Here is a 10,749-nt window from a genome sequence, read left to right as displayed (position 1 = left end):
CAGAACATTTCCTGGAGAACGGCTATCTCTTCAGGTTCGAAGGTGCCGTTAGCTAGCTGTGTTATCGGCATGTCGTCCTCTGCACTGATTTTTTCAGGATCATTCTAGCGGAACGAAGGCGATGTCAATGCGGGACCGAAGGCCCATATGGGGTCGGAATATTTGGCAGAAATTTCTGAGCGGGTGATCGGATAACTGGCACGCGCGCCGACCCCCCGTACCCCCTTTGTTGCCACGCTTGGCGCGGGGTGGTTTGTCGGAAATAGGTGTAGAGTGCCTCATGACCGATGACCCAGCCTTCCATATCGTCCTGGCTACCGTGCTTCGCCGCACCCTCGGCGAAACCCGCGTCGAAATGGTTCAAGCCCATGCCGCTCTCGCTGAAGTTCGGATGAACGTGAGGGACGACACCGCGCGCCGCTATCATGTGCGCCTAGGTCTCACCACAACGGCACCCCTCCGCCGTCCTTGAGTGGTCCTTAGCTCCCACGCGCTACGGCGGCGACCCATTCTGTCCTGTCCACAAACCTATACCTTCGTGAACACGATGCTTGACATGTGCACCAATCGTCCACTAAGTGATGTACACCAATTCTCTTAGAGGAAAGTGCACACATGATCATCGGCTATGCTCGCGTTAGCTCCACTGGCCAAGACCTCGACACCCAGCTTGAGAAGCTTGCGGCTGCCGGTGCTGAAAAGGTCTTCAGCGAGAAGCGGTCTGGTTTGGACGAGACGAGGCCCGAGCTTGAGAAGGCTCTGGAGTTTGCCCGTGAGGGTGACGTGTTCGTGGTGACCAAGGTGGACCGTCTGGCGAGATCAGCGGCGCACCTCCACCAGATCGTCGGGACGCTCGACAAGAAGGGCGTTGGTTTCAAGGTGCTGGACGACGCCTCGCTCGACACCACCACCCGAACGGGCAAGCTGGTCTTTGGTATCCTCGCCAGCATCGCCGAGTTTGAGACGGCCCTTCGGAAGGAGCGCCAGATGGAAGGCATCGCCAAGGCGAAGGCAAAGGCAGCGGCCCAAGGCGAGCCATGGAAGACCGGCAGGCCGGTGACGCTCGACCATGCCCTGATCAGGGCCCTGAAGGCTGACGGGCGCTCTGTGAGGCAGATTGCAAAGGAAGCCGGGTGCTCACCTTCAGCGGTCCAGAAGGTTCTGACAGCCGCTGGCTGACGACAAGCCACACCACTAGCACTACGAAGGCGGCTTCCAATGCCACCAGCACGATGAACGCGCGTCGTCACCGACTGACAACGGCCACCATCAGCACCTATCCAACGCTCCTCCCCCAAGCTGACCCGCGCGGTTCTCCCCTGCATTGCGATTGCCTGTTGCCTTGTTTGCTCCTTCCGGGGCGACTGGACGTGGCACTTGGCGGGTCAGCTTTGGTGAGGCGCGTTTGTCCTTATCCGTGCATTTCCATGGGGACAGCCTCTTCGACCACCCAACAAAGGAGCAATGGAATACACGACCGAACTACTCGACCGAACCACCGGCGACCTCGACACCGTCTCACTCGGCAACTGGGTCACCGTGACTGAATACGGCATCCTGAAGGGTGTCGGAACTCGGCAAGTCCGAGCAGTCTTGTCCCACCTCGGGCTACTCCAAGAACACCTTGAGGTGTCTAAGTCAGGGCACTCTCGGGTAGCCCGAAGACGCCTTACGGACGAAGCCGTCAAAGCCGGTCTCGGCAAGCGCATCTATCCAAGGAAGGCGGGGAGCTATCCCTTCGATGTCCTATCGCCGGAGGGCCAATCTTGGGCCGACCTCAGGTGGGAGGATGCGGTCAAGACCATGGCGTCTGAGATCGCTTCAAGCCCAATCGTCATAACGGCCAAGGAATGCCTCGACAGCTTCAAGGCTTCTCGTCGGTCAGAAATGACACCTCAGATGGAAGTCTGCTTCCTGTCCGACCACTTCCCTGACCTCCCCCAGGTCGACATCTGCAGGATCACCGGAGCATCGCCCCGAATGGTTTCCCTGCATGTGAACACCCGAGCGGACCAGATCAGGGCATGGAAGGCTTGGAAGCTGAAGGTTCTTCCGTGACCAAGCACGCCACCTTCCATTCATGATTGACACCTGCGGTTGGACTTCGAATTGAACCCGGACTGGGGATTTCCCTCCTTGGTCTCTCCCTTCGGTGGTCTTCAACCCGAGGGTTCCCCTATGTCCCCAATTGGTCCGCCTTCGGGCGTTCCCTGACTACGTCACCATGATCGTCATCCGACTGGATACCTACATTACACAAGGAGTTACATCGTCGAAAAATGACTACCGATGAGAAGGCGCTGGCGACCCTACGTCAGCCCGGATGGGACCCGAACGGGCTCCATGACCAATACGTTACCGAACATGTCGTGACGGCTTTCCTTGCGCCCTACCGGGACAGCCACCCCGAGGGTCGACCACTTCACGAACACCGGCTTGGAGCGTCGTGGACGGGGCCAAGGAATGCGGCTGGGGATCAGACCTATCTGCCGTCGCTATGGGCCATCCTCGACCATGTGGCCGACGTCAAGGACCTAACTGACAGACAGGTGGTCCATCTCGTCATGACCTCGACCGACAGCGAAAGCTACAAGCCGGAAGAGTGGCAGACTATGGTCGAGGGCAAGATTGCTGAGGCCAAGGTCCGTCACGATGCCAAGCGCAAGAACGAGAGAAATAACCACGACGATGAACGGGCCGAGCGAGGGGGCCGGGAACGGTTGACGCTCGACCACCTACCGGGCCAGCGGGTGATACCTGACGAGGCCATTTCACAGCGCGCGAAGATGCGCCGAACGAAGTCACTGAAGGAAGCGAAGCAGCGGCGAGACCAGAGGCGGAAGACTGCCGAGGGTGTCGTGATCCAACCGAAGAAGGAGGAGTGGCGGGCGATGAGCCCCGAGCAAGTGAAGCAGTATCACCAGACTATGGAGCGGCTGGTTGCCATGGGTGCCCTCGACCCGTTCACCGTGGACGAGATCGAGAACCCCGAGGGCTCGCCAATAGCGTATCTCTACCGAATGGGTCGGATGACCGCCAAGGGTGACCGGGCATGACGTTCGATGACATCAGGCGGCGTGACTGGGCTGCGACCTATCCCACGCGAGAGGCAGCCCTTGCCTTGGTCGAATGGATCAAGGCCGATGACTGGGAGACCATCTCGCAGCTAGACCGGAGACTGCCGGGGATCGGCATCGAATGGACCCAGAGCTTCAACACGGCTGCTGAACGATGCTTTGAAGTCTACGGCTATCCCGAGCTTGAGGCCGTGGCAGTCGCACGGCGTATTGCCGAGATGTCTATGAGACCCACGGCGCCGCGTGGAAGGGTCGCCGGAGCCAGCGATGGTCTTGCCGGAGCAACGACCCCAACCGGCCTTAGCGCGCGTCCAGAAGGCCTACAGACGATGACCTTTGGGTTCACCCTAAGGCGCTGACCCAGCCACCACAAGACCGACATACCGCACCCGGAGCAATGACGCGCCGGGGCGATCCATCACGACCAGAAGGAACGAACACTATGAACGATTTCAGCAAGGCCTCCGGGCTCCAGATCAACAGCAACCAGATCGACATTCGCGGGCAGGAAGCACGGGACCGACAGGGCCTTGAAGACCGCGTGGACCAGATGCGGCGCGACCATGAGCAGGCCGAGAAGGATCGTAAGGAAGCCGCCTTTCAAGAGCAGATCGCGGCGCAAACGGAAGCAGGCCTTCGGGCAAATCAACAGCTTCAGGCTAAGCGCCTTGGCATCAACACCGGGCAGGCGCTGAACGAGAGCCAGAAGGCTCAGGTAGCAGCGGCTAAGCCCATGAATGGCTCAGCGCCGCAGGTCCTTGTGGATCAGCTTGCGGTGACCGTTGGTGGCATCCAGTTGGGACCCCAGCAGGCCAAGGACATGGCGGCACGTGGGGAGATCAGCCAGGGCGACTACGTCGCGGCTGTGAACGCAGCTCTGGTCCCCTACGGCTATTCTTTCAGGTAACCACGGGGGCCGAGAGTGACGACGGGGCTTCGGCCCCTGAGTTGCCCACCGTGGGCGACCAGACCGACGACGATGAACTGACAGCCGACCAGAAGGAAGAGAAGCAGTATGCCGAGTTTGTGCGCATGGCCGACCAGAGCCTTGACCGCTTCAGGGACACTCACAGCGAACCCCAACAGCAGTTCATTGTTGACGCCTTCGTGGAGACTGGAGAAATCCCGACTGGGGAAGCCTTTGGGATCGAGGAGGTTGAAGCGGCTGTGGTCGTGGCTGCATTCGAGCAGCATCTGGAGCGCAACGTGCTTAGGCAGCATGGGCTGACCCTTGACACCTACTTTGAGCATGTCGACGACGCCGACTACCCGGCACTACGCAAGGCTGCAGCTAAGGGCGAATGGCACGTCTTCCATGGGCATGCCCAAGCCATAGCAGCCGCCCGGAAAGCCGGCACAGCCTTCACTGACTAACGCGTCCCCTGCCCCCGATGCATCGCCCCAAGAGGTGTGTCGGGGGTGGGTGCTTTGGGACCGGTATTCTACTGCCCAGCCTTGACCTGAACGAAGCGCATTGAGACTTTCCTGTCTCCGATGTATGCCCTAGACGGGTTGATGCTCACGGTGGGCCGCCGCCTTAGAGAAGGACAAAATGTTCCGGCCGCTGCGTACGCCGCCGTTCGTCTAGTTTGGTGGGCATAGTGGCTCTGATTTATGGGCTGATTAAGGGATGGCGCTCCGCCACGGTCGCCATTCTGGCGCGACTGATAAGGGCGAAGCGCGCTTGGGCGGAGATCGCGCGGCAAGCTCGTGAGCGAGCAGACCAGTAGAGGACACAGCGGGGGCCTTTTGTATACAGCATGAAGATTGTGGCGTCCTGCCCCACCGCCCCCAGCGCACGCTAGCCTTTCCTGGCCCTTAAGCGGGCTCCGAGCCTTCGGCGAACGGTTCTTCCGCGCGGTCAATGGGGTCCAGCACGTTCACCGGGACCCCTTTCGCTCTGGTGTACTCAATGAGCTTCTGCACGACGTGTTCTGCGACCAAGGTGACGCCCATACACATTTCGCTGAGATCATGTCTGGACAGGCGTATGGCGGTGCCGACCGGAAATGCACGCTCTTTCCAGTGCATCCCGAGCATAATCGGCCCACCTCGCGCCACGAACGACTGATCCGTCCCTATCGTGGCGTTGTCCATCAAGACGCTCTGACCGTCCTCGCCAACTACAGAAGCGCCAAACAAGCACCACCGAATGCGAAGTTCGCCGCTTGGAGCATCCTCCAAAGTCACATTGCCCATCCGATGTGAGAGGCAGTTTCGAGCGAGCCGAAAGGTCTCGAACATTTCCCCAAGATCAGGCCTGAGTTGCAGGTCCAGCGCTAGCCAACTGTACTGCGCGCCTACGTTGAGCTTCTCGAACTTCCGTTTCGCCTTCAGGTCTTCGCTTTCGGAATAGGTCATCGTTTGAAGGAGGAGGTGTATGAAAAATGCCTCCGTCAGGAACATAGAAAAACTGTCTGCCAAATCCCTTAGACAGTTGCCGATGGTCCAGCTTTCGAACTCCTCAAGGTAGTGTCGCTTCATTTCATCTGATGGGTCTGGTGGGACGAAATGGAACTGCACGTTGTCAGAGAGGATATGCGAGATAGGAGGATCTACCGCTATAGCGTTCGTACCGACCCCCATGAAAACAGACGCCCTCCGCACTCCGACTTCGGCCACCGCCTTCAGCTTGTTGAAGTCGATATTGAGTTGCATCTTGGGGGGCAGTGCTTCGGTATCGTCCATGCGACAGACTACCAGAAAGATGGCCAACGCGGAGTTTGTATCTGCCTTGACAGAAGGTACACCGCTCGGGCACAAAGAGGTACACCGAGCTTAACCGCTTCGGGGGAAGAGCCCCTTCTACCCCCTTGATTTTTAACGGTTAGTTCGGGTGGAACGCCTCAGTGGGATTTGGCATTTAGCGCCGTCCGGGGGCACCAGCAACATGCCGTTTGTCACGGTGGTGTAACCGCCGCAAAGCTGAAGACGTTCTATCCAGGTGGAAACGCCGAGCGGGATGCAACTTTGGTCGATGGTATTGTTGGAGCAGGCATCGACGTCGCTCTCACACACACGTGTTCTTGCGAGGCGAATACGACTTCTCCTTCTTCGGCAAGAAGTCGCTTGAATGTTGCGGCGGCGGATGCACGCTCGAACACCCGCTTCAGACGCACGATTTCCGCGTCGGATCGCGATGGAGTTCCAACTGTTCAGCTTCTGAGGTTGACGCTCTCCACAGGAATGGCAAGACCAAGGTCCAGCTTGTGAATGGCATTCCGCGGGCGCAATGTCGCCACGAACCCGACGGCCAGGGGCCTGGATCGCAAATAGTTCGCGGCTCAGGCCCCTCGTCCGTCCCGGACAATGCTATGGGGGCTCTTCTGCCGGGCGCTCCGGCCCTTGTTGTGCTGGCCCGGTCAAATTCCACCGGATGAACGTAGCATCCTTCCCGGTGACTTCCCGCACCGCCCTTAACAGCACCTCATGCAAGACGCGCGTCTGTCTGTAGTGGTCGCAATGCGGCGATATGAACGGCTTGATGATGCTCAGGTGCAGCGCTTCCGCCGCCACGAGAAAGCGCTCGATTTCAGCCAGCGATAATCGCTTTGAAGGTTTTGACCGAGCCATTGCGACACCTTTTAAGAGTCGCCCCACCCGAGGATAATATTCCTACTTTCCTCAAGGCATGTAAAGCGGTCACGCCCAAAGCCACCACTAAGACAGGAACCAGGCGGGAGACGCCGTCCCAGGGATGCGACGACGCATTGCCGAGATATTTCTCTGTTGTCGCGCAAAGAAAAAAGCCCGTCGCGGTTTGGCGGCAGGCTCTCTCTATGGGCTCCAGTGGACTAGAATTTGTAGGCGATGCCGAAGCGAACCTCATTGATCTTCAGATCGACATTACCAGTCGGCAATGATTCAGTGCCGAAATCAGTATAGCGATACTCGGCGCGCAGCAGAAGATTGTCGGTCATGGCGTAGTCCAAGCCCGCGCCTATCGTCCATCCAGTAAATGTGTCTCCGAAAGAACCTGAGACGGTATTACTGCTTGTGTCGATGTCGCCAAATGCAACGCCACCCGCGACATAGGGAAGCAAGCGATCAACGGCATATCCCAATCGAAGTCTTGCCGCCCCACTCCACTTAAGTTCCTCGGTCCCGATGCCGCCCGGAAATGGGAGACCGGGAGCGGCGAATATTTGGCCGCTGTCATCAACATTCGCATATACGACGTCCAGTTCCGCACCAATGACGATATTGTTCGGCATCTGGTAGTTGTAACCGGCGTAGACACCTCCAAGGAACCCGTCAGGATCTGTCTCAATGAAGCCCGGGCCGCTGGCCTGCCGTATATTCCCCTCACCCCGAGCGTAGCCTGCCTGAAGACCGATATACCCACCTGTCCAGCTAAAAACCGGGGCGACTTCTTCGACCATGGCATCGGCAGCGAACGCCGACGAAGCCAGCAGAGACAACGACAAACCAAGAAGCAGCTTCTTCATAGGTGATCCCCTGTAACCCACCCTCTCGTAGCAGAGCGCGCCGATATGTGCCGTTGTATTTCCGCCACATTAGACCCTGATTCAAAACTGCGGTCAGCGCGCTTGACGAGATTGTATTGGCGAGAATCTTGCGTGCCGACCTTGCCTATGAGCGAGCAGCAAATGCTGGTCTTGCTCGAACAGCTTGCTCACGCCCGAATGCTCGTTAGAGACGGCCACGATCCGCAGCCCTCTGCACGCCGCCCTTGCGTATCAAACCGTACGTTGAATCCTTCTTGGGTCACGCGCGAAAAGAGAGTAAATAAATCCCTTCGCAGGAAGGGAGGCCGCGATGGTTGAAACGCATATAGAAATCGCACGCGCGGCTATAGAAACCAGCTTTCGGTTGCGGCACCATTCCCTGGCCGGAACCGCCTTCATTTCGCCGCGGTATGGACCACTCCCGACGCGCAATCGAGGCCTCGCGCGAACTGCTCAAGGGCCTTCGCCAACGTCACCGCGATGACCTGGCCCGAGGTTGGGAAGATCCGGATCCAGATCCTGTTGCCGTCTCGGCCTTCGATGCCGACATTCTCCGCTCTGCATTTCGAAACCTGGTAAGGGAAACAAGCGTTCCCGCGTGTGAATGGCGCCACCTGGCTGAAAGCTTGGTCCGCGAATATGTCGGGTGCGAGCAGGTTGACGCAGGCTTGTTGGACTGGATTACCCACAAGTAGTCACCGCTTGGATAAATCGCGTACCGACGCAAAACAGCCCGTTCCGCCCACATTGCCGGTGACACGAAACGGGCTGCGGAAGCCGGCATGCGGTGCTTCCTGCAATCCAACTTTGGACGCGCACGGATGTTCCGTTAGCTTCTGCTGAAAAGCGGGTACATCCTGCTGCTGTGGCCATTCGACAGTCGCAGGTAGAGTAGACCCGCCGCTCCATTTGCGAAGCGACGGGCTCTCGCCCACCCCATACCCGTCAAAGCAATTTAGATGCCAAATTGTTTGACCCGTTATGGAGCACAGCCTTCGCCTTGCCAGTCGGTCCTGCCAGTCGCCTTCTCGTCGCTCTACCTCGACATCGATAACCATGCACATCATGCCGGCGTTGGCCGCGATCACGAAATTGTCGGATTCGTACGAAGCAGAGTTCTGTACGATTCCAACCCTTTAACTTTGTACACCCCTGTTTTGTAATTCGGCGGCTGGGGGGACGCCGTGCATCAGGTCGCATTTCACTGTCAATCGCGCGCCAGAGGGCGTATCTTCTCCAAATCGTCTGCACGTGTTTACGGGCGCAGACGGCAGGGAGATTGGAAAGCTCTTGCCCCAAGCGGGATTGAGCTATGACCAATCCAGAGAACGCTTCCTATAAAAACCAATTGTTGCGTCGGCTTAACCCTGGTGACCTGGGGCTATTGCAGCCACACCTTGAACTGTGTGACCTCGAGCTGAAAATGACCTTGGAGAAAGCCGATTCGGAGATCGAGACGGTTTACTTCCTGGAAGACGGCATTGCCTCTGTGGTCGCGGCGGCTTCAGGTAAGGAGGCCGAGGTAGGTCTTGTCGGCTTTGAGGGAATGACCGGTGCCGCGCTCGTGATGGGCGCTGACTATGCGGCGCATCAATGTTACATTCAGTCGCCCGGCAGCGCTTTCAGGATCGGAGCCGAGCCCTTCAAGGAGGCTCTTGCGAACAGCCCAACGTTGCGCCTGTTCCTGTTGCGCTATGTCCACTACTTCCACATCCAGACCAGCTATACGGCCCTGATCAACGCAAAATCAAACCTTGAAGAGCGGTTGGCGCGCTGGCTTCTAATGTGTGACGATCGGGTCCACGGCGAACGCCTTGCGATCACCCACGAGTTTCTCGCCGTCATGCTTGGAGCAAGACGCCCAGGGGTTACCGTTGGACTGCAAGTGCTGGAAGGGCGCGGTTTCATCTATTCTCGACGAGGCGAAGTGCATATCAGGGACCGCAGCGGCCTTGCGGCTTGCGCAAACGGCACCTACGGCAAACCGGAGGCCGAGTATGCGCGGCTGGTTGGATGAGAGCGCCTTCCCAGCATGCCGGACGTGGACCACTATAATAGGTGGTTCCAGACACTTGTGCCTCGCGCCAGCAAAACAGCCCGTCCCCATATTGCCGATACAGGAAACGGGGTGCGGAAGCCGCGATGCGATGCTCCCGCAATCCAACTTTGGACGCGCATGGATGTTGCGTTAGCTTCCGCTGACATGCTGCAGTCAGCTACCGCGACACCGAAAGTCGTTCATATCCCGTGGGTCAGTACAAGGTAAATAGCGGGCACTAACATCAACCAGCCGCCCATTCCTAGAACCACCAAAATGGCCATGCGCTCCGTTCGCCTGACAAGGTCGGCAATGTTTTCCTCGTCCGGCAACGAGACGGCGTCCGCAAACCCCGCGGCATGGTCGTTGTCATTTCCCGGTTGGTTTGCGCTGCCACTCGCATTCAATCTCTGGACCAATGTCATTGTTACCGTTCACCAAAAAGATCCCAACCGGCCCGTTCTCGGCGCGTGAGCCGGAACGGGCCAAGGCGGAAAACTAGTTAAAATCGAAGGACGACCGAAGGACCACGCCGGCGGTAGCACCGGACGCGACGGCGACCATGCCGCCAGTAACTGCGGCAAACCCGTCTCCAGCCTCGCCGGCGGCGGCGGTGAGGACGGTGGTGCCAGTCCCGATGGTAGACCTGCTGCACTTCTGCCTGTGAATCTTCGTCAAAGGCCTCTGTTTGTGGCGTCTCAAGTTCGTCGAGGATGCCGTGTCCGGCTCCTGGAACACCCGCCATTGCCTCGATTGGGCGGACAGCGCTTGCAAGGGCCGCTGCCCCGGCAACACCAAACATTGCGGTCAAGAAGGATCGCCGATCCATAATAAACCTCCCAAGGTGCATGAGCTAGAAAGCGCTCGCTGCCGAATGAGCAGCCCAGCGCACGGTGAAATACAGGACCCGCCAGCCGCCGAAAGCGGCTCACGGGTCCTATCAGCGCAGGAAGGGACGTAGCCGCGCCGATCCACGTCATGTCAGCCAAGGACTATCCCCATCACCAGGAAAGTGATGGCTGTTGCCAAAATCGGTGCGAGCAACCATCGCGCCTGACCGACACTTTTTTCCACTGTTTCTCTCCGCGTTTGCAGAGACAACAACCTTCAGGCCTAAGCCGTTCCGCCTACTCCCAGCGGGTAAGACCATTGCGTTTCCCAATCA

The 10,749-nt window shown here is 58.5% G+C and carries 10 protein-coding genes; 7 read left to right on the top strand and 3 right to left on the bottom strand.

Annotated elements, in window-relative coordinates:
- The first annotated feature begins 615 nt into the window (after positions 1–615).
- From EN906_RS10375 to EN906_RS10350, 6 genes are all read left to right on the top strand, one after another.
- Entirely contained in the window at positions 616–1,179 is a 564-nt protein-coding gene (locus EN906_RS10375) for a recombinase family protein (protein WP_127268728.1), read from the top strand.
- A 285-nt stretch (positions 1,180–1,464) separates the two neighbouring features.
- Positions 1,465–2,058 carry a hypothetical protein gene (locus EN906_RS10370; RefSeq protein WP_127268729.1) on the top strand — a complete coding sequence of 198 codons (594 nt, stop codon included), beginning with the start codon at positions 1,465–1,467 and terminating at the stop codon, positions 2,056–2,058.
- 221 nt (positions 2,059–2,279) lie between these two features.
- The gene (locus EN906_RS10365) at positions 2,280–3,056 is read left to right on the top strand and encodes a hypothetical protein (protein ID WP_127268730.1); all 777 of its coding nucleotides are present in this window, start codon (positions 2,280–2,282) and stop codon (positions 3,054–3,056) included.
- A complete protein-coding gene (locus tag EN906_RS10360) occupies positions 3,053–3,436 on the top strand; it encodes a hypothetical protein (RefSeq protein ID WP_127268731.1) in 384 nt (127 codons plus the stop codon). Before EN906_RS10365 ends, EN906_RS10360 begins: the two co-directional genes overlap by 4 nt.
- Before the next feature lie 83 nt (positions 3,437–3,519).
- Complete coding sequence (locus tag EN906_RS10355; protein ID WP_127268732.1) at positions 3,520–3,984, top strand: hypothetical protein; 465 nt, start codon at positions 3,520–3,522, stop codon at positions 3,982–3,984.
- Between the two features lie 50 nt (positions 3,985–4,034).
- Positions 4,035–4,451 carry a hypothetical protein gene (locus EN906_RS10350; RefSeq protein WP_127268733.1) on the top strand — a complete coding sequence of 139 codons (417 nt, stop codon included), beginning with the start codon at positions 4,035–4,037 and terminating at the stop codon, positions 4,449–4,451.
- Positions 4,452–4,895: 444 nt separating this feature from the next.
- On the opposite strand, the gene EN906_RS10345 is transcribed toward EN906_RS10350, so the two are convergent.
- The 3 genes from EN906_RS10345 to EN906_RS10330 all read right to left on the bottom strand — a co-directional run bounded on the left by EN906_RS10345 (position 4,896) and on the right by EN906_RS10330 (position 7,525).
- A complete protein-coding gene (locus EN906_RS10345) occupies positions 4,896–5,765 on the bottom strand; it encodes a hypothetical protein (RefSeq protein ID WP_127268734.1) in 870 nt (289 codons plus the stop codon).
- A gap of 624 nt (positions 5,766–6,389) precedes the next feature.
- The gene (locus EN906_RS10335; RefSeq protein ID WP_127268735.1) at positions 6,390–6,650 is read right to left on the bottom strand and encodes a hypothetical protein; all 261 of its coding nucleotides are present in this window, start codon (positions 6,648–6,650) and stop codon (positions 6,390–6,392) included.
- A gap of 221 nt (positions 6,651–6,871) precedes the next feature.
- Positions 6,872–7,525: an outer membrane protein gene (locus EN906_RS10330; protein ID WP_127272367.1), complete on the bottom strand. Its 654-nt coding sequence runs from the start codon at positions 7,523–7,525 to the stop codon at positions 6,872–6,874.
- Between the two features lie 1,333 nt (positions 7,526–8,858).
- Here EN906_RS10330 and EN906_RS10320 point away from each other — a divergent pair.
- Entirely contained in the window at positions 8,859–9,563 is a 705-nt protein-coding gene (locus EN906_RS10320) for a Crp/Fnr family transcriptional regulator (RefSeq protein ID WP_127270307.1), read from the top strand.
- Positions 9,564–10,749: the final 1,186 nt, after the last annotated feature.

The organism is Mesorhizobium sp. M7A.F.Ca.CA.004.06.1.1 (assembly GCF_003999135.1).
Classification (GTDB): Bacteria; Pseudomonadota; Alphaproteobacteria; order Rhizobiales; family Rhizobiaceae; genus Mesorhizobium.
Note: the sequence above shows the minus strand (reverse complement) of the source record. Positions and strands in the feature narration are given on the sequence as shown.